This window comes from Winogradskyella pacifica (genome assembly GCF_013403915.1).
Lineage (GTDB): Bacteria > Bacteroidota > Bacteroidia > Flavobacteriales > Flavobacteriaceae > Winogradskyella > Winogradskyella pacifica.
Genome location: NZ_JABFDI010000010.1, coordinates 91,166 through 110,561 on the forward strand (window position 1 = coordinate 91,166; position 19,396 = coordinate 110,561).

Consider the following 19,396-nt stretch of genomic DNA (forward strand, 5'->3'; position numbering starts at 1 on the left):
GGGAAACGTTTATAAAAATCAGTAAAATCTAGTATATAGTAATGAGATCCCTTTTTTCAAAGGGATGTTAGTGTTAGATGAAAGGAGCTTCAATAGGCAATACTTTTACTTTTCGAGTTTTAATACTGTACTCATCACCATTAGATAATACATGAATCGTAAGGTTTGCCATAGTCATTGGCGTCCCTTCTTCTAGTATTTTTTCATTATTATGCGTTAATGTGCTTCCATCAAAAACAATGACCATTCCAGACCCAATTACGGTACAATCATTTCCATTTCTAATAATCATACCTGTATCTTCAGCGAGTCCAAACCCTATTAAATTCGGGAATTTAGCAACAGCTTCCGATTGTCTTCCAAAGCGACCACGACGTATAAAGTGGGTGTCTATAATCAATTCAGGAATCAACCCTAAACCTTTATACATATTCACAGCGCCTTTAATAAACGATTCCGAAGCACTTCCGCCAGCAATCATTTCGTTGGCCATTGCCATTGCACCTGCACTTGTGCCTGCAATAACAAAACCAGCTTCATTAACGAAGCGTTCCGCTAGAATGGTGTGTATTATCGTTCCACCAATTTTATCGGTAATCTTAGATTGATCACCACCAGAAAACATAACGCAGTTAGCACTTTTTATAAGTTCAATAGCATGTTCCGTTTCAGAATCTTCTTTAGAGCGAATGTCTAAAACTTCAACGTTTTTACAACCTAAAGTTGAAAAAGCAGTTAGATAATTTTCGCCAACTTCAACAGGAATACTAGATGCTGTTGGTATCACCACAATTTTGGCGTCAACTCCTCCAGCTTCTTTAACGACGTGGTACAAAATACCTTCGTCAATAAACTCTAGTGTGTAGATTTCGCTTTCTTCAATCCCTTTATCTTCATTTCCTCCAATAGGTATTAAAGTTCCCTTTATCTTCTGCATAATTTGTATCTAAAAATATTGCCCAAAAATAAGCCATTTTTTTTAGTGAAAAATACTATATTTAGAATCTTTCAATAACTAAAACAAACCAACGAACATGAAAATACGCGAAATTAATGCGATGAGAGGACCTAATTACTGGTCTGTAAGACGACATAAATTAATTGTAATGGTTCTCGATCTTGAAGAGATGGAAGAATTACCTTCTAATAAAATTGAAGGTTTCCCGGAGCGATTAAAAGCTATGTTTCCTACAATGTATTCACACCGTTGTTCTGAAGGTTGTGAAGGTGGTTTTTTTATACGCGTTGATGATGGGACTTGGATGGGGCATATTATAGAGCATATTGCTTTAGAGATTCAAACCCTTGCTGGTATGGATACTGGCTTTGGAAGAACTAGAGGTTACGGAGAGCATGGCGTTTATAGTGTGGTTTTTTCTTATATGGAAGAGTCCGTTGGGCGTTTTGCTGCAAAGTCTGCAGTGAGAATATGTGAAGCCTTAATTGCAGGTGAAGCTTACGACTTGACTGATGATATTCAGGAAATGAGAGAATTGCGTGAAGCCGATCGTTTAGGACCAAGTACAGGGTCTATTGTTGAAGAAGCGGAAGCACGAGGTATCCCTTGGATACGACTAAATAAATATTCATTGTGCCAGTTGGGTTATGGGGCGAATCAGAAACGAATTCAAGCCACCGTAACTTCAGAAACGAGTAGTATTGGAGTAGAATTGGCTTGCGATAAAGAAGACACTAAATTTTTATTAGAACAAGCTGAGGTTGAAGTACCTCGTGGAGATATTATTCGTCGTGAACGCAGTTTACAAGAGGCTTGTGATTATGTTGGTTATCCTTTGGTAATTAAGCCAATTGATGGTAATCATGGTCGTGGGATTACTGTAGATATTCAAAATTATGAGGATGCACTAGAGGCTTTTCACCATGCGAAAGAAAGTTCTAAAAGTGGAGCCATTATCATTGAAAAGTTTATTGTCGGTCAAGATTATAGATTACTAGTTATTAATAATAGGTTAGTCGCTGGAGCGATTAGAACTCCGGCACATGTGATTGGAGATGGGACATCTACAGTTCAAGAATTAATAGATAAAGTGAATAGCGATCCACGTCGTGGGTTTGGTCATGAAAATGTATTGACAAAAATCACTACGAACGAATTAACGCTAACTATTATAAAAGATGCGGGTTATACTTTAGAATCTGTTATTGCAGAAGGTGAACGTCTAATATTAAAAGACACCGCCAATTTAAGTACAGGAGGAACCGCAGAAGATATTACAGATATTATACATCCTGCAAACGTAAGTATGGCAGAGCGTATTTCTAAAATTATTGATTTAGATATTTGTGGAATTGATATTATGACCACTGATATTTCACAGCCCTTATCCGAAACCGGCGGAGCTGTTTTAGAAGTTAATGCTGGTCCTGGATTTAGAATGCACTTAGCACCAACATCCGGATTACCAAGAAATGTAGCCGCTCCGGTAATTGATAAATTATTTCCGAACAAAGGAGACACAGGGCGTATTCCAATTATAGCTATTACAGGAACTAACGGAAAAACAACGACGTCTAGATTAATGGCTCATATTGCCAAAATGAATGGCTATCGTGTGGGTTATACCACTAGTGATGGTGTTTATATTCAGAACCGTTTATTAATGACGGGGGATTGTACGGGGCCTGCAAGTGCAGAATTTGTATTGAAAGACCCGACAGTGAATTTTGCCGTTTTAGAATGTGCAAGAGGTGGCTTACTGAGAGCTGGTTTAGGCTTTAAAAAATGTGATGTCGCTATTGTAACTAATGTGGCTGCAGATCATTTAGGCTTAAAAGGGATTCATACAATAGAGCAATTAGCAAAAGTAAAAGGAGTAGTGCCAGAAACGGTTTTACCAGATGGCTATGCGATTTTAAATGCTGATGATGATTTGGTTTACGATATGCGACGCAGTTTAGATTGTAATGTTGCTTTGTTTTCAATGGATGAAAACAATCCGCATATTAAAGCTTTACAACGCTTAAATGGTATAACAGCAGTTTATGAAAATGGTTACGTAACCATATGTAGAGGAGAATGGAAAATGCGCTTAATGAAGGCTGAAAATATTCCGTTGACTTATGGTGGGAAAGCAAAATTCATGATTCAGAACGTGCTAGCAGCCGTTTTAGGAGCACATGTACAAGGTATTAGTATTGAAGACATGAAAGCAGGCTTGGAAACGTTTATCCCTTCTGCATCACAAACACCTGGACGCTTAAATTTATTTGAATTTAAAGACTTTACTATTTTACTCGATTATGCTCATAATCCAGCAGGAATGAGAGCCTTACAAGCGTTTACTAATGAACTTGAAGCGACCGTAAAAGTTGGTATTATTGCAGGTATTGGAGATAGACGTGTAGAAGATAATAATGAAATGGGAGCGATTGCGGCTGATATGTTTGATGAGATTATTATTAGACAAGACAAGCGTTTAAGAGGTAAAACAGAGCAAGAATTAATTAAGATGCTAGATGATGGGATTAAGAGGCGCGATCCAAATAAGAAAACGACTATAATTCCATCAGAAAAAGAAGCGATTAAATTTGCCGTTAGAAATGCTGTAAAAGGTTCATTGATTATATTATGTAGTGATGTGATACCTGATGCTTTAGAATTGGTAAAGAAATTTAAAGAGCAAGAAGCGAATGGTGAATTAAACTATGCAGATTAATCCATTAGGAATTCTATAAACATAAAAAAGCCGAAACGTGAGTTTCGGCTTTTTTAATATGGTTAATAGCGTTTTTTATAATGGTTTAACAAAGCTTTATAGTCTTTACTCTAATTTGAAGACTTTTTCTGAAAGATTTGATACTGATGATTTCGTTATTCTTTTTACGATTCATTTTTAAAACTTTAGCTTTAATTTCTGGAGAAATAGCAGCTTCATTAGTTTCAGGCTTTTCCGTTTTAGTAGTTTCAACAATTGTAGTTTCGTTAGTCGTTTTTACATCTTGTTGTGCAAAACTTGTAAGAGACATTGTTAAAAATAATATGATGAATAAACCTTTTTTCATAATTGTAGGAAGCTATATTTGTTTTAACTTCGAGTCAAAGAAACGCAACATATTCAACGTGATTGAAAGTTTTAGATGAAATAGGTCGATAAACTGTTAAGTGGAAAACGCTCGTAAAAAATACCGATGAAATGCACTATATGCGCTTGTAGCCCTTTAAATGCGTTGCGTTTTAAGTTAAATGATATGATTTGTTAGATTAAATACACTTCTAAATAAAAAATATCGACGAAGTGCTCAAAATGAGCTTGAAGTACCTGTAAATAAACAATTATTATGAATGATTTTAGGAATAACCCGTATTATGAATTGTTTTCAAAACAAAGTATCAATCAATATGCTGTAGGTAATCGTAGTTATAAGGAAAGGCTTAAAACTTTAAACAAACTTCAACACGCTATTGAGGTTATATATAGGACTCAAATTCAAGACGCCTTACAAAAAGATTTAGGAAAGCCCATTGTAGAAACAGAGCTCACAGAAATCTATGCTATTATTGGTGATATAAAATTTGCTAAGCAGAATTTGCATAGATGGATGCGAAAACAAAGGGTGGACACACCTATAGCGATGTTGGGCTCTAGTTCTTATATAAAGTACCAGCCTAAAGGGGTGTGTTTAATTATTTCGCCATGGAATTTTCCTTTCAATCTCACCTTTGGGCCTTTAGTCTCTGCAATTTCAGCTGGTAATACCGTTATTATTAAACCTTCTGAGATGACACCAAATTCATCTCATCTCATGGCTAAGATTGTTTCAGATGTTTTTTCTGAAGATGAAGTTGCAGTGCTTCAAGGTGAAGTTGAGGTCTCTACACAATTATTAAAGCTACCTTTTAATCATATCTTTTTTACAGGCTCTCCAAATGTGGGGAAGATTGTAATGAAAGCCGCATCGGAACATTTAGCATCTGTAACCTTAGAATTGGGTGGGAAATCACCAACTATAATAGATAAAACAGCTAACATAGATAAAGCCGCAAAGAAAATAATGTGGGCTAAGTTTCTGAACTGTGGACAAATTTGTGTATCTCCAGATTATGTGTTGATTGATGCAGGTGTAAAAACTCAATTTATAGAGGCGTGTAAAAAGTGGCTTGATACGTTTTACAGCGATAATCCAAAAGCATCCGGTTCTTATGGAAGGATAGTCACCGATAAACATTTTGAGCGCTTAAGTTCTTATCTCGAAAATGCAAAAACGCTACATGCTAAATTTGAAGTCGGTGGACAAACCGATAGTGCTTCAAAATATATAGAACCAACTATAATTTCAGATTTAAAACCAGAAGCTAAATTGCTCGAAGACGAAATTTTTGGACCCATTTTACCGATTGTTACTTATGATAGTTTGGATATGGCCATTGCGTACATTAATTCTAAACCACGACCATTAGCACTTTATATATATAGTAACAGTAAAGCCAATACGAATACGATTTTAAATAACACCAGGGCAGGAGGTACGTGTATTAATAATAGTGTATTGCATTATACCAACCATAATCTACCTTTTGGAGGAGTTAATAATAGTGGTATTGGTAAGAGTCATGGGTTTTTCGGGTTTAAAGCGTTTAGTAATGAACGCTCCGTAATGAAACAACATACGTTTGGAGTCACTGAATTGTTATTTCCTCCTTATACAGGATTTAAGGAGATATTAGCAGGGTTAACTATTAAGTGGTTTTAGGATTTATTAAAGTAATCGGATTGAATTTGCGCGTTCACCCCATCTTGAAATTTAGTCATGCTGAACCATTGGTGAATGGAGTAGCACCCAGATTCGCCTTTTTTATTAATGGCTATATAACCCACTTGAAAATCCATAAAATTACTATTCGGTTTCTTCACAATTCTATGAATCGCTTCTTCACAGGCTTGTTGAGGTGATCTACCTTGGCGCATCAATTCTACGACTAAAAAGCTTCCAACAGTTTTTATAACCTCTTCTCCCAAACCTGTAGCTACACAACCGCCAATGTCATTATCTATAAATAATCCGGAGCCAATAATAGCAGAATCACCAACACGCCCTCCGAGCTTATAAGCTAGGCCGCTAGTAGTGCAAGCACCAGAAATGTCTCCATTTTTATCTAGGGCGAGTAATCCGATGGTGTCGTGATTTTCTATATTAATGATGGGTTTGTATTGGGCTTCAACCTTCCATTTTTCCCAAGCTTTTTTTGAGGCTTCTGTCAACAAATCTTCGGGTTCAAAACCTTTGGAAAGGGCAAATTGTTTGGCACCTTCACCAGCAAGAATGACGTGTGGAGTATCTTCCATCACTTTTCTAGCTACTGAAACGGCATGTGTAATATTTTGAAGATATACTACAGACCCACAATTGCCATGTTTGTCCATTATAGAAGCATCTAAGGTGACCTTGCCATCCCTATCAGGTAATCCGCCTTTGCCAACAGTTTGATTTTTTTTATCAGCTTCTTCAACTCTGCAACCTTGTTCTACTGCATCTAGAGCGTTTCCGCCAGTTTGGAGAATCTCCATTGCTTTCGCTGTAGCCGCTTTAACATGCCATGTCGCAACAACTAATGGTAATCCTTTTAAATCCGCGATAGCTTCTTCGTTTTGTTCTTTTGATTCTTTAGAAACTGCTTCATTACAACTCATCAAAGAACCGCCTACAGCCAAACCAACACTCGTTAAAGATGCTGCTTTTATAAACTTTCTACGCTTCATATATGAATCTTTTAGAATTCTTATAGCCATAACAAAGGATATAACTATGACAAGCTATTACGAAAATGAAAGCATATAAAAAGGCGTTTAGTTTAAAGTTCATCAAAAAAAATCTTATTTCAATGCCTCTAATATAGTAAAATACAGGCCAAGAACGTTCTTACAATATTCCTTTTTACATTATAGATCTTGTTAGTGTAAATTTAAAATAGCAAAGTTTAGATGACTTTAAAGTCCTTAAAGAAAAACCTTTAACACTTTCATAAGATAAGTAGTATCGCATATCCTTAATTTTGTAAATTCAAAAAGAACAAAATGATTCGCTGGCTACTATTTGCTATTTTATTTATAATACTTACGGTTTATGGTTTTCAAGCTATAAAAACAGTAACAAAACAAACTTGGGTTTATTATCTGTTTTTGGGTGTCGCTATTGTCGTGGTTGGGAATTTTATTTTTCAATTTACTGCGACTAGTGAAGGTCGTGTGTTAACAACCGCCAAAAGTTTTGCCTTCGGATTTTTATTGGCATTTATGGCTTTTAATATGGTGTTGTTGCCGTTTTTAATAGGTGAAGATTTTATTAGAGGAGCTATTAGTGTGTACGATAAGTTTGTAACTAAAAACGATACGTTTTATTTACCATCTCGACGAAAATTTGTGAGTCAAGTTGCCTTAGGCTTAGCGGCAATACCATTGTCTTCGTTGTTGTATGGTATGTTTAAAGGAAAATACAATTTTAGAGTTCTTAGTTATACGCTTCATTTTGAAGATTTGCCTGACGCTTTTGATGGGTATAGAATAACGCAGATTAGTGATATTCATTCAGGTAGTTTTGATAATCATGAAAAGGTAGAATATGCCGTAGACCTAATCAATGAACAAAAATCTGATGTGTTATTATTTACAGGTGATATGGTGAATAATAAAGCCTCTGAAATGTTGCCTTGGTTGGAAACTTTTGGAAGATTGAAAGCCAAGGATGGGAAATTTTCTGTTTTAGGAAATCATGATTATGGGGATTATGTTGATTGGAATTCACCTGAAGAAAAAGCTCAAAATCTTGAAGATTTAAAAACGATACAAAAAGATATAGGTTTCGATTTATTGTTAAACGAAAGTCGCTATCTTGAAAAAGATGGTCAACGTATTGCATTAGTTGGAGTAGAGAATTGGGGAAAGGGAGGTTTTATAAAAGTAGGAGACTTAAATAAAGCGGCATCTCAAATTCAGGCAGATGACTTTAAAATATTAATGTCACACGATCCAAGTCATTGGGAAGCGAAAGTGCTAAAAGATCCTTACCACTACCATTTAACCTTAAGTGGTCATACACATGGTATGCAGTTTGGGATTGAAATTCCGGGCTGGATAAAATGGAGTCCCGCAAAATGGCGTTATAAACAATGGGCAGGAATTTATACAGAATTAGGTCAGCATATCAATGTCAATAGAGGTTTTGGTTATCTAGGATATCCTGGTCGCGTTGGTATTTGGCCAGAAATCACAGTGATTGAGCTCAAAAAAGGCTCGAAAAGTGCGTAATTGTAAAGAATTGCTTATTTTTATGATATGAGTATCTTACTTGCAGTGTTCACTTATTAAGAGTATATGCAAGTTTGAAGTACTTATATATTTGACTAAAACTAAAACGTATGTCAAAATTTGGGGAATTAATAGATGTTGAGATTCCAGTACTACTGGATTTTTACACCGAACGAGAAGATCAATCTTTAGCTATGCATCCTATACTTAGAGATGTCGCTGCTGCATTAGGTGATAAAGCTAAAGTGATTAAGATTGATGTAGAGAAAAATAGAGAGCTTGCAGAAGCATTGCGAGTTAAAGGTTTACCAACTTTAATCATCTACAAAAATGGTGAAATGAAATGGAGACATAGTGGTGAACAAGATGCTAATACCTTAATTAATATAATACAAGAGTATATTTAGTCGGATCTTAGTTTTTTGAAGATACAACAAGACAGATTTTAATTTATACTTTTAAATTCAAAACCACGCTCACTGTAATATTCTAAAACCTTAGGGAGCACATATTTTAAATTTCGGGAGGCCTTTACGCTGTCATGAAATACAATTATACTACCTTCCTCAGCAGCAGAGGTTACATTTTTAAGGCAAGTTTCCTCCGTTACTGAACTGTCCCAGTCATAAGACAAAACATCCCATAAAACAATCTTATAGCCTAATTCTTGAAGTTGTTTGCTTTGCTTAGATTTAAATTTACCGTATGGAGGTCTAAAAAGAGGTGAGATTGACGACTTCTGATTAGCGACTTCTAAATTTACAATTGTAGAATCTATTAAGGATTGCGTTAATGCAACATCGTTAATATAGTCCTTGGCTTTATGTTTCCAACCTTTTAAATGGTTGTAAGTGTGGTTGCCAATGGTATGCCCTTCATTAATAATAGTTTGAAACATCTCTGGATGTTTTTCAATATTATTACCAATACAAAAAAAGGTGGCTTTTGCGTTGTAAACTTTTAATGTTGAAAGTACCCAATCTGTAATTTCAGGAGTTGGGCCATCATCAAACGTTAAATAGAGTTCTTTGTTTTTTGTATTGATATTCCAGATAAAATTTGGGAACACTACTTTTACAAAGTCTGGCGTTTTAGCTGGAATAATCTGCATACCTTATTAATTCTCTGGAGCTGTTAAATCTACAGTGTCCTTAATAGTTTCATTAAAATCTAAATCACTTGGTATTTCTGGAAGCTCATCTTGGCTATAACGATTCATAAGTTCATCAAACAAGCTCAAATAACTATTAAATGTTTTTGTTTCTTGTAAGGCAAATTCTTTATCGTTGTAGATGACTAAAATATCGATTAAGGCTCTGTAGCGCTGTATGTCTACGTAAATATCTTCTCCAACAATACGATCTTGATCCTCAATTGAAAGACTGCTGTAATACACTAAATTCTCTTGATATTTCTTCGCAACATCTTTGTAGAGTGCACGACCTTTTTCAACATTTCCTACTTCATAGTATGCACTAACATACGGTTCTAGTAACGAGTAAAAACCAAATTTGTCTACTGGCATTTTTTCCATAGCGATATCTGCTATTTCTTCGGCTTTATCTAGTTGATCTTCATTAATAAGACTTTCAATTAAACGTGCTAAATTTCCTCTGTAGGTGATACCATTTCTCCTCGTTTCAATATCATAGTACATCTCTTCTCCACTGCCTCCCCATTCCCAGTTCTTAACCATATCGTACATAAGGTCTGGATCTACACGACCCATATCATATGGGTTTGCTTTGTTTACAGGAGTTTTAATTGGTACTAATTTGTAGCACATACCATCGAGCTGTAAATAATCTTTTAGCCAAATGTAGTCTTCCGATCCAAATGCACCTCCTGTAAAATAAATAGGACGCTCCCAATTATTATTAGCGATAATATCTAACATTAAAAGACGGTTTTTATAGATGTAACTACCTTCAATTTGAGTGTACAAGTTATCTTCTATTTTATCGGCATCCTTTGGTTTAACGACACCATTTTTTAGAACCATTTCCTTATTTACAGGAATACTGATACTGCGCGTAGGAAAATAATTAGAATTCAATAAATGCTTTGGATACTGACTAGAATCTTCACCTTGTTTTTCGGCTACAAACTTAAATTTAGTACTAGGTTTTTCACTAGAAACAAAATCCATAAAGTCTTTAATAGGTAAAGTGTCCTTGGTGATTTCTCTTCTAATAATAACATCTCTTGTGCCACCTCTATATTGATTGTGCGTAAGCTGTGAAGGAATCGGATCACTTTCATAAGCTTTACGTTTCATTTGGTCAATGTACCAATCTGTTTGAAATAGACTCGTATTAACAACACGTACGTCTGTACGAACACCTTCTATCTCTTGCAAATACCACAAAGGGAATGTATCGTTATCTCCAATGGTAAATAGAATAGCGTTTGGTGCGCAAGATTCTAAATACTTACGAGCCATAGAATTTGTAGTGTACTTACCAGAGCGATCATGATCGTCCCAATTATTTGCTGCTAAAACTCCAGGAACAATAACAAGACAAGCTAATGTGACTACAGGAGCTAAAAGTTTTGTTTTGAAGCGCGATTGTAAAAGGTCATAAATAGCGTACACTCCAAAACCAATCCAGATAGCAAACACATAAAATGAGCCGACAACGGAGTAATCACGTTCTCTAGGTTCAAATGGCCTAACGTTGGTGTAAAACTGAATAGCTAAACCGGTCAATAAAAAGAATACTAATAGTACCCAGAAACGTTTTAAATCAGAATACATTAAGAAAAAGAAACCTGCTAATCCTAATAATAAGGGTAAGAAATAATAGGTGTTTCTCGCCTTGTTGTCTAGCACATCTGTTGGTAAATTATCTTGAGACATGCCTATATGCCATGAATCTATAAAGTTAATTCCTGAAATCCAATTTCCGTTTTTGTGTGTGTATCTTCCTTGAATATCATCTTGTCGTCCTGTGAAATTCCACATAAAATAACGCCAATACATGTAGCCAAATTGGTATTGAAACATGTACATAATATTATCCATGAAGGTAGGTTTCTCTATAATCAGATACTGTTGCCCATAACGTTTTAGAAATTGATTATAACCATCGTAGTCCACTTCTCCATTGGCAACACTTCTTCTAAATTCATTGACTAGTTGGTCAAATTGTTGTTTTTCTCCAAGGGCATATTGTGCAGATTGCTCTTCTGTTAAACCAGCATTAAGTGCTTCATTGTACGCGCGTGTTTGTAAACTAGGGTCAACTTTAAAATCAATTAAGCCTGTAAACATCATGTAGTTTTCAGCATGTTCTGAGCTCCACATTCTTGGAAGTATAGACGCATGCTCATGGTTGTAATTCTGCTTGCTCTTTTCCCAGTCGTTTATAATAACATATTTCCCAGCCTCATCATCGCGTTCATAATTCTTTTTATCGTCAATAAATGGTTCGTCTTTATCTGCTCCAGAATATATTTCCGTAAAAAATGGCCCATAGAATAAATGTGTTTCAGGATATTGTTCTAAGTTGTAATAGGCTAAAAGTTCTCTCGCATCCGATGGGTTATTTTCATTAATAACAACTTGGGCATTCGCACGAATAGGAAGCATCATCCAAGAAGAGAAACCTATAAAAATAAACATTAGACATAACACTAAAGTGTTGGTGTGCTTCATGCCATTTTTTCGCGTATAATTCAGACCAAAATAAAATAAGGCGATAACCATTAGGCCTGTAATAATAGTTCCTGAATTAAACGGTAAGCCAATAGAATTTACAAAAAACACCTCTAAATAACCAAAAAGCTTTAAGGTTGAAGGCAATAGTAATTTAAATATAAAAAGTAAAATTGCGGCCGAAGCAATATTTGCAATAATGAAATTCTTTACCGTAATGGTTTTATAATTTTTAAAATAATAGAGTAATCCAATTGCAGGAATCGTTAATAATCCCATAAAGTGAACTCCAAAGGATAAACCAATAACAAAAGCGATGAGTATTAACCAACGGTTACCTCGAGGTTCGTTCATGTCTTGTTCCCAACGTAGTCCTAAATAAAATAAAACAGCCATTATTAGTGTAGCCATGGCGTACACTTCTGTTTCTACAGCATTAAACCAAAAAGAATCGGTAAATGTAAAAGCTAAACTGCCTACTAAAGCACTTCCTAAAATAGCATAAGCTTTGCTCGTGTTTTTGTCTTCGTTGTATTTGGTAAGTTTTACAAGCAATAGAGTAATTGTCCAAAACATAAAAAGAATGGTAAATGCACTTGCAACGCCACTCATCATATTCATTATGGCTCCAATCTGCGAAGGTTCTAAAGCAAACATGGAGAAAAAGGCACCAAACATTTGAAATAATGGTGCTCCTGGTGGATGTCCTACCTGTAATTTAGATGAGGTTAAAATATACTCCCCTGCATCCCAAAAACTAACGGTTGGTTCTATAGTAAGTCCGTAAACTACAACTGCTATGGTAAAAACAGACCATCCTAAGATGTTATTCCACTTTTTAAAGTTAAAATCTTTCATGAAAACGTTGCTTATTAATGCTGGCGAATTTACTAATTATTACCTAAACGTGCTCATTTTTAAGGTAACGTTAAGTATTTTTAAAAATTTTCTTGTTTTATTTTGCAAAAGTAAAACTTTGTATTAAATTTGCACCCTCAAAATAAGAGATTGGCCTATGGTGTAACTGGCTAACACATCTGTTTTTGGTACAGAAGAGTCTAGGTTCGAAACCTAGTAGGCCAACCAAAAGAAAAAAATCCTAATCGTATTGATTAGGATTTTTTCGTTTTTATAATATTCGATAAGGCTTAATGTTTTAGATCGCAGCGATTTGCTGTTGTTTATATCTTAAAAGTGATCACGGGTCGCTTTGCATGATTGACTAAATCTTCACTTATACTGCCATTAAAAAAATGAGCAATACCTTGTCTGCCATGTGTGCTTATTCCAATAAGATCGGCATCTAAGTCTTTAGAAACATTTAATATGCCTTGCTCAACCGTGTTGTCATTATGTATGGTAATGGTGTAATTATCAAATGATTGTCCTGCTATAAAATCGTTGATTCTTGTGTTGGCTTCGTAAGATGTCATAAAATTACTAGAGGTAATAACCAATAATAAATGAATTTTTGATCCGAAAGCTTGCGCAAATTTAACGGCTTGCTTGTAAGTTTCTTTATTGTCATTTTTAAAATCTGATGCAAAAACAAAGTTAGATACATTGAAACTTTTGTGTTCGTTTTTTATGACCAATACAGGTACATCAGAAAAACGAACCACTTTTTCAGCATTAGAACCTACAAACATTTCTTTGATTCCTGTAGCTCCATGAGATCCCATAACAATTAGATCAATATCGTATTCTTTACAAGAGTTTTTAATTTCGTTAAAAGTGATGTCTGCTTTTACGGTTTCATGAACAGGAATATTTTCTAAATAGTCTTGTGCCATCAAATTTTCAAATCTTTTTCTCGCTAACTTCATAAAAAATAAAGTTTCTGGAATATCACTTTGTGCATGACCGGGATCAGTTTGTTGCATCGGAATCTCCATCATGTGCAATAAATAGATCTCTGCATTGTGAGCTTTGGCAAGCATAGCCGCTACTTTTAAAGCGTTTTCTGCTTGCTCAGAGAAATCTGTTGGGACGAGTATTCTATTCATATTTGTTGGTTTATGTTAGTCTTTCTAAATTTAAGGAAATAAATCCATATTACATAGCTTGGGTGATTTAATATAAATTACGTATATTTGCACCGTTATTTACTAAAAATGAATAAGCGAGAGGACGAAAAGTCCTCTCTTTTTATATCAACAAATGTTTAAGAAAATAGTAGAAGACTTATTACAAAACGCATTAGAAGAAAGGCAAGATCTGTTCTTAATAGATTTTTCTTTGTCTGGGGATAATGCAGTCAAAATCATAATAGATGGTGATAATGGCGTGTTAGTAGAAGACTGTATGTTTATAAGTCGGGCAATTGAACACGACATAGACAGAGAAGAACACGATTTTTCTTTAGAAGTTTTATCATCTGGTGCAGCAACTCCATTAATTTTGCCAAGGCAGTACAATAAGCACATTGGCCGAAATTTAGAAGTAAAAACTTTAGATCATCAAGATTTAGAAGGTGAACTTACAGAAGTGAACGAAGATGGGGTGGTTTTAAGCTGGAAAGCGAGAGAACCTAAGCCAGTAGGGAAAGGAAAAGTAACAGTCGCTAAAACAGCAGCTATTGCTTTTGATAATATTAAAGAAGCGAAAGTTAAAATAAAATTTTAATTCATATCAATATATGGAAAATATAGCATTAATTGAGTCATTTTCAGAATTTAAAGACGACAAATTAATAGATAGAGTTACGCTAATGGCAATTCTTGAAGATGTATTACGTAATGCATTGAAGAAGAAATATGGTGATGACGATAACTTTGATATCATTATAAACCCAGATAAAGGTGATTTAGAAATTTGGAGAAACCGTATTGTCGTTGCAGATGGTGAGGTAGAAGAACCAAATCAAGAAATCGAATTATCAGAAGCTCAGAAAATAGAGCCTGATTTCGAAGTTGGTGAAGATGTTGCAGAAGAAGTAAAATTAATTGACCTTGGAAGACGTTCGATTTTAGCTTTAAGACAAAATTTAATTTCTAAGATTCACGAACACGATAATACAAACATCTATAAGCACTTTAAAGAGCTAGAAGGTGAGATTTATACAGCAGAAGTACATCACATCCGTCACAGAGCAATTATTTTGTTAGATGACGACGGTAATGAAATTATACTTCCAAAGGACAAACAAATTCCTTCAGATTTCTTCAGAAAAGGAGAAAATGTAAGAGGGATTATTGAAAGCGTTGAATTAAAGGGTAGTAAACCGGCAATTGTAATGTCTAGAACATCTCCAGTATTTCTTGAGAAATTATTTGAACAAGAAATACCAGAAGTTTTTGATGGTTTAATTACAGTTAAAAAGGTGGTGCGTATTCCTGGAGAAAAAGCGAAAGTTGCAGTAGATTCTTATGATGATAGAATTGACCCAGTTGGTGCTTGTGTTGGTATGAAAGGTTCAAGAATTCACGGTATTGTACGTGAGTTAGGGAATGAAAACATTGACGTTATTAACTATACTAACAATATTCAACTTTTTGTAACAAGAGCATTAAGCCCAGCAAGAGTAACATCTTTAAAATTAGATGAAGAAAACATGCGTGCAGAAGTGTTATTGAAACCAGAAGAAGTGTCAAAAGCTATTGGTAGAGGTGGTCACAACATTCGTTTGGCTGGTCAACTAACAGGTTACGAAATTGACGTATTTAGAGAAGGTGCAGAAGAAGATGTGGAATTAAAAGAATTCTCCGACGAAATTGAAGGTTGGGTAATTTCAGAATTTAGCAAAGCTGGCTTAGATACTGCAAAAAGTATTTTAGAACAGGATATTGTTGATTTAGTGAAGCGTACAGATTTAGAAGAAGAAACAATCTTAGATGTCATTAGAATTCTAAGAGAGGAATTTGAAGAATAATATCCATTTACTTTGGAATGAATTTTGTAATTCATTTTGAAGTTGAATTGGTATAACATATATTTAAGTATTTTACAGGCAATTTATGGCTCAAACAACAAGATTAAATAAAGTATTAAGGGAATTGAATATCTCAATAGATCGTGCTGTGGATTTTTTAGAATCCAAAGGTGTGGAAATTGAGAAAAGCCCTAATACTAAAATTTCGGCAGAGGTTTACAAAACGCTTTCAGATGGATTTCAGACAGATGCATCTAAGCGTGAAAAAGCTCAAGAGGTAAGTGAAGCAAAACTCAAAGAAAAAGAGGAGCTTCGCGAACAAAGAGAACGCGAAATTGAAGAGAAGCAAAAGCAAAAAGCAGAACGAGAATCTGTAGTTAAGGCTAAAGCTGAGTTAAGTGGCCCAAAACAAGTCGGTAAAATTGACTTAGATACAAAGCCTAAAACCGAAAAGAAGGTAGAACCTAAAGCTCCAGAAGTTAAGGAAGAACCTAAAGCAGAAAAACCTGAGGTAAAGTCTGAAACACCTAAGGAAGAACCAAAAGTTGCTGAGAAACCGAAAGAAGCTGAGAAACCGAAGGCGACTGAAAAAGTTGAAAAGGTAGAGAAAGTTGAAAAGGTTAAAAAAGTTGCGGAGGTTAGCAAAATTGAAAAAGAGGTTGAAGCTAATAAACCAAAACCTAAAGTAGATTCTAAAAAAGAGGAAGCTCAAACGACTCCAAGTGCTCCTGTAGAAGAGACACTAAAAACACAATATAAAAAACTTACTGGTCCAGTTACTACAGGTAAAAAGATTGATTTATCTCAATTTAATAAGCCTAAGAAGAAAAAAGTAGAAACGGCTAAACCTGGTGATGCTAACAAGCGTAAGAGACGTAGAATTAGCAAAACGGGTACTGATACACCTGGTAAACCAAACTTTGATAATAAAAGAGGTGCACCAAGAGGTCGCGGTGGTAATAATGCTGCAAGACCAAAAGTGGTTAAGGAAGAGCCAACTGAAGAAGATGTTCAAAAACAAATCCGTGAAACTTTAGAAAAGCTTCAAGGAAAATCTAATAAAGGTAAAGGAGCCAAATATCGTAGAGATAAGAGAGATCAACACCGTCAACAATCTGAAATCGACCAAGAGATTGCAGCAGCAGAAAGTAAAACTATTAAGGTTACTGAGTTTGTTACTGTAAGCGAAATGGCTACGATGATGGAAGTTGGAGTAACACAAGTTATTTCAGCATGTATGTCTTTAGGTATGATGGTAACCATGAACCAAAGATTAGATGCAGAAACATTAACTATTGTTGCAGAAGAGTTTGGTTTTGATGTAGAATTTATCAAAGCAGATATTGAAGAATCCATTGTAGTTGTTGAAGACGATCCTAAGGATTTAGTTGAAAGAGCACCAATTGTTACCGTAATGGGTCACGTTGATCATGGTAAAACTTCATTATTAGATTACATACGTAAAGAGAATGTAATTGCTGGTGAATCTGGTGGTATTACACAGCACATTGGTGCTTATGGGGTACAGTTAGAAAACGGTCAAAAAATAGCATTTTTAGATACACCAGGTCACGAAGCCTTTACAGCGATGCGTGCGCGTGGTGCTCAAGTTACAGATATTGCTATTATTGTTGTTGCTGCGGATGATGCTATAATGCCTCAAACAAAAGAAGCGATTTCTCATGCACAAGCTGCGGGAGTTCCAATCGTATTTGCGATTAACAAAATTGATAAACCAGATGCAAATCCTGAAAAAGTAAAAGAAGGTTTAGCACAAATGAATCTTTTAGTAGAAGATTGGGGTGGTAAAATTCAATCTCATGACATCTCTGCTAAAGTAGGAACTGGTGTAAAAGAATTATTAGAAAAAGTATTATTAGAGGCAGAACTTTTAGAGTTGAAAGCGAACCCTAATAAAGCAGCAAGCGGAACAGTTGTAGAAGCATATTTAGATAAAGGTAGAGGTTATGTATCAACAATTTTAGTACAAGCAGGTACATTAAAAGTTGGTGACTACGTTTTAGCTGGTAAGAATAGTGGTAAAGTAAAAGCCATGCAAGATGAGCGAGGACATGATGTTAAAGAAGCTGGTCCTGCAACCCCTGTATCTATTTTAGGTTTAGATGGCGCGCCACAAGCAGGTGACAAGTTTAATGTCTTCTCTGATGAACGTGAAGCGAAACAAATTGCTACTAAACGTGCACAGTTACAACGTGAGCAATCCGTTAGAACGCAACGTCATATTACACTTGATGAAATTGGAAGACGTATCGCTCTTGGTGATTTCCAAGAATTGAATATTATCCTTAAAGGTGATGTTGATGGTTCTGTGGAAGCATTAACAGATTCATTCCAGAAATTATCTACTGAAGAAATTCAAGTCAATATTATACATAAAGGTGTTGGTGCCATTACAGAAAGTGATGTGTTATTAGCAACAGCGTCTGACGCTATTATCGTCGGATTTAATGTAAGACCTGTTGGAAATGCAAGAATGATTGCTGATAAGGAAGAAATTGATATCAGAACATACTCAATTATCTATGCAGCCATTAATGATCTTAAAGATGCTATGGAAGGTATGTTATCTCCTGAAGTTAAAGAAGAGGTGACAGGTACTGCTGAAATTAGAGAAATATTTAAAGTATCTAAAATTGGAAACATTGCAGGTTGTATGGTTATGAATGGTAAAATCTATAGAAACTCTGGAATCAGAATTATTAGAGATGGTGTTGTTGTCCATACAGGTACATTAGAGGCTTTAAGACGTTTTAAAGATGATGTTAGAGAAGTATCTAAAGGTTACGACTGTGGTATGCAAATTAAAGGTTATAACGACATCTCAGAAGGTGATGTTATTGAAGCATTCCAAGAAGTAGAAGTTAAGAAAAAGTTGAAATAACAACTTCATAAGTTATAAAAACAAAAAAACCGACAAGTGATTGTCGGTTTTTTTATGCAGTTAAATGAAATCTTATTAGTCCGTTTTAGGCTGAAAAATAATAGCGTTCATATATTCCTTTTTAATTTTTGCCCATGCACGATCGGCTTCTAAACGATTAACAAAGTTACCTACCCAAACTTTATAATTTGGAGTGTTCCAAACAATTTCCGCTGGCCATTCATCAAATAAGTTTAGGAAGTTTTGTTTTTCGCGTTGCGCCATATCAATATCGACATTTTGATATACTTGGATTCTAAATACCTTAGTAGTTTTAATATCCTTCTTGTATTCTAGTAATTTATCAATATCACTATCTTGGCTTACATTGACTACACCTTCTTGTGCAGGCAACGCAAAGGTTAGGCTTAAACCTAAAATTATAAGCGCAAAAGTTTTATTTTTTAATTTCATAAGTTAAATTTATTAGGCAAAGGTAAAATTTTCAATGTAACCTTTGCTATTTTTTTTATTGTCATTTCAATGGTAATCAATTGCGATTCAAGCTGTCGATATTTAAGGAACGAATATTCACACATAAAATTTTAAAATAGTTTATTTAGAATTAGTATAAATTATCTATTAACACTTCTCTAAGATTTTCAAAATCGACTTTAAATGTTACTTTTGCCTGAGTTTTTTACAAACATCTTTTTTCACTT

Annotated in this window: 14 protein-coding genes and 1 tRNA gene; 8 read left to right on the plus strand and 7 right to left on the minus strand. The window is 34.9% G+C overall.

Annotated features, from left to right (window positions below):
* Positions 1-73 precede the first annotated feature (73 nt).
* On the minus strand, positions 74-937 hold the full coding sequence (locus tag HM984_RS10525) for a cyanophycinase (protein WP_179349133.1): 864 nt from the start codon (positions 935-937) through the stop codon (positions 74-76).
* 97 nt (positions 938-1,034) lie between these two features.
* Here HM984_RS10525 and cphA point away from each other — a divergent pair, with 97 nt between their 5' ends.
* A complete protein-coding gene (gene cphA / locus HM984_RS10530; protein ID WP_179349134.1) occupies positions 1,035-3,677 on the plus strand; it encodes a cyanophycin synthetase in 2,643 nt (880 codons plus the stop codon).
* An 85-nt stretch (positions 3,678-3,762) separates the two neighbouring features.
* On the opposite strand, the gene HM984_RS10535 is transcribed toward cphA, so the two are convergent.
* Complete coding sequence (locus HM984_RS10535) at positions 3,763-4,023, minus strand: hypothetical protein (protein WP_115810461.1); 261 nt, start codon at positions 4,021-4,023, stop codon at positions 3,763-3,765.
* 276 nt (positions 4,024-4,299) lie between these two features.
* Between HM984_RS10535 and HM984_RS10540 the strand changes: the two genes are divergently transcribed.
* A complete protein-coding gene (locus HM984_RS10540) occupies positions 4,300-5,712 on the plus strand; it encodes an aldehyde dehydrogenase family protein (RefSeq protein ID WP_179349135.1) in 1,413 nt (470 codons plus the stop codon).
* Here the strand turns inward: HM984_RS10540 and HM984_RS10545 are convergent.
* Positions 5,709-6,719, minus strand: coding sequence for an isoaspartyl peptidase/L-asparaginase family protein (locus HM984_RS10545; RefSeq protein ID WP_179349136.1), 1,011 nt, complete (start codon positions 6,717-6,719; stop codon positions 5,709-5,711). The two genes, HM984_RS10540 and HM984_RS10545, sit on opposite strands and share 4 nt — an antisense overlap.
* Before the next feature lie 315 nt (positions 6,720-7,034).
* Here HM984_RS10545 and HM984_RS10550 point away from each other — a divergent pair, with 315 nt between their 5' ends.
* Complete coding sequence (locus tag HM984_RS10550; RefSeq protein WP_179349137.1) at positions 7,035-8,264, plus strand: metallophosphoesterase; 1,230 nt, start codon at positions 7,035-7,037, stop codon at positions 8,262-8,264.
* A gap of 110 nt (positions 8,265-8,374) precedes the next feature.
* Complete coding sequence (locus tag HM984_RS10555; protein WP_115810455.1) at positions 8,375-8,671, plus strand: thioredoxin family protein; 297 nt, start codon at positions 8,375-8,377, stop codon at positions 8,669-8,671.
* A 38-nt stretch (positions 8,672-8,709) separates the two neighbouring features.
* Here HM984_RS10555 and HM984_RS10560 read toward each other — a convergent pair whose 3' ends face one another.
* The gene (locus HM984_RS10560; protein WP_115810453.1) at positions 8,710-9,375 is read right to left on the minus strand and encodes a polysaccharide deacetylase family protein; all 666 of its coding nucleotides are present in this window, start codon (positions 9,373-9,375) and stop codon (positions 8,710-8,712) included.
* 6 nt (positions 9,376-9,381) lie between these two features.
* Positions 9,382-12,780 carry a glycosyltransferase family 117 protein gene (locus HM984_RS10565; protein WP_179349138.1) on the minus strand — a complete coding sequence of 1,133 codons (3,399 nt, stop codon included), beginning with the start codon at positions 12,778-12,780 and terminating at the stop codon, positions 9,382-9,384.
* A gap of 151 nt (positions 12,781-12,931) precedes the next feature.
* Between HM984_RS10565 and HM984_RS10570 the strand changes: the two genes are divergently transcribed.
* Positions 12,932-13,008: transfer RNA gene (locus HM984_RS10570), tRNA-Gln, on the plus strand.
* A 95-nt stretch (positions 13,009-13,103) separates the two neighbouring features.
* On the opposite strand, the gene HM984_RS10575 is transcribed toward HM984_RS10570, so the two are convergent.
* Positions 13,104-13,928, minus strand: coding sequence for a universal stress protein (locus HM984_RS10575; RefSeq protein ID WP_179349139.1), 825 nt, complete (start codon positions 13,926-13,928; stop codon positions 13,104-13,106).
* 154 nt (positions 13,929-14,082) lie between these two features.
* Between HM984_RS10575 and rimP the strand changes: the two genes are divergently transcribed.
* From rimP to infB, 3 genes are all read left to right on the plus strand, one after another.
* On the plus strand, positions 14,083-14,547 hold the full coding sequence (gene rimP, locus HM984_RS10580) for a ribosome assembly cofactor RimP (protein WP_115810447.1): 465 nt from the start codon (positions 14,083-14,085) through the stop codon (positions 14,545-14,547).
* A gap of 13 nt (positions 14,548-14,560) precedes the next feature.
* Positions 14,561-15,793 carry a transcription termination factor NusA gene (gene nusA, locus HM984_RS10585; protein ID WP_115810445.1) on the plus strand — a complete coding sequence of 411 codons (1,233 nt, stop codon included), beginning with the start codon at positions 14,561-14,563 and terminating at the stop codon, positions 15,791-15,793.
* Positions 15,794-15,878: 85 nt separating this feature from the next.
* A complete protein-coding gene (gene infB, locus HM984_RS10590) occupies positions 15,879-18,695 on the plus strand; it encodes a translation initiation factor IF-2 (protein WP_179349140.1) in 2,817 nt (938 codons plus the stop codon).
* Positions 18,696-18,770: 75 nt separating this feature from the next.
* Here the strand turns inward: infB and HM984_RS10595 are convergent, their stop codons facing one another.
* A complete protein-coding gene (locus HM984_RS10595; RefSeq protein ID WP_115810441.1) occupies positions 18,771-19,148 on the minus strand; it encodes an SPOR domain-containing protein in 378 nt (125 codons plus the stop codon).
* Positions 19,149-19,396 lie beyond the last annotated feature (248 nt).

Excerpts from the sequence above, each read along its gene's own strand:
- HM984_RS10525 (WP_179349133.1), bottom strand. The coding sequence starts at position 937 with ATGCAGAAGATAAAGGGAACTTTAATACCTATTGGAGGAAATGAAGAT.
- cphA (WP_179349134.1), top strand. The coding sequence starts at position 1,035 with ATGAAAATACGCGAAATTAATGCGATGAGAGGACCTAATTACTGGTCT.
- HM984_RS10535 (WP_115810461.1), bottom strand. The coding sequence starts at position 4,023 with ATGAAAAAAGGTTTATTCATCATATTATTTTTAACAATGTCTCTTACA.
- HM984_RS10540 (WP_179349135.1), top strand. The coding sequence starts at position 4,300 with ATGAATGATTTTAGGAATAACCCGTATTATGAATTGTTTTCAAAACAA.
- HM984_RS10545 (WP_179349136.1), bottom strand. The coding sequence starts at position 6,719 with ATGAAGCGTAGAAAGTTTATAAAAGCAGCATCTTTAACGAGTGTTGGT.
- HM984_RS10550 (WP_179349137.1), top strand. The coding sequence starts at position 7,035 with ATGATTCGCTGGCTACTATTTGCTATTTTATTTATAATACTTACGGTT.
- HM984_RS10555 (WP_115810455.1), top strand. The coding sequence starts at position 8,375 with ATGTCAAAATTTGGGGAATTAATAGATGTTGAGATTCCAGTACTACTG.
- HM984_RS10560 (WP_115810453.1), bottom strand. The coding sequence starts at position 9,375 with ATGCAGATTATTCCAGCTAAAACGCCAGACTTTGTAAAAGTAGTGTTC.
- HM984_RS10565 (WP_179349138.1), bottom strand. The coding sequence starts at position 12,780 with ATGAAAGATTTTAACTTTAAAAAGTGGAATAACATCTTAGGATGGTCT.
- HM984_RS10575 (WP_179349139.1), bottom strand. The coding sequence starts at position 13,928 with ATGAATAGAATACTCGTCCCAACAGATTTCTCTGAGCAAGCAGAAAAC.
- rimP (WP_115810447.1), top strand. The coding sequence starts at position 14,083 with ATGTTTAAGAAAATAGTAGAAGACTTATTACAAAACGCATTAGAAGAA.
- nusA (WP_115810445.1), top strand. The coding sequence starts at position 14,561 with ATGGAAAATATAGCATTAATTGAGTCATTTTCAGAATTTAAAGACGAC.
- infB (WP_179349140.1), top strand. The coding sequence starts at position 15,879 with ATGGCTCAAACAACAAGATTAAATAAAGTATTAAGGGAATTGAATATC.
- HM984_RS10595 (WP_115810441.1), bottom strand. The coding sequence starts at position 19,148 with ATGAAATTAAAAAATAAAACTTTTGCGCTTATAATTTTAGGTTTAAGC.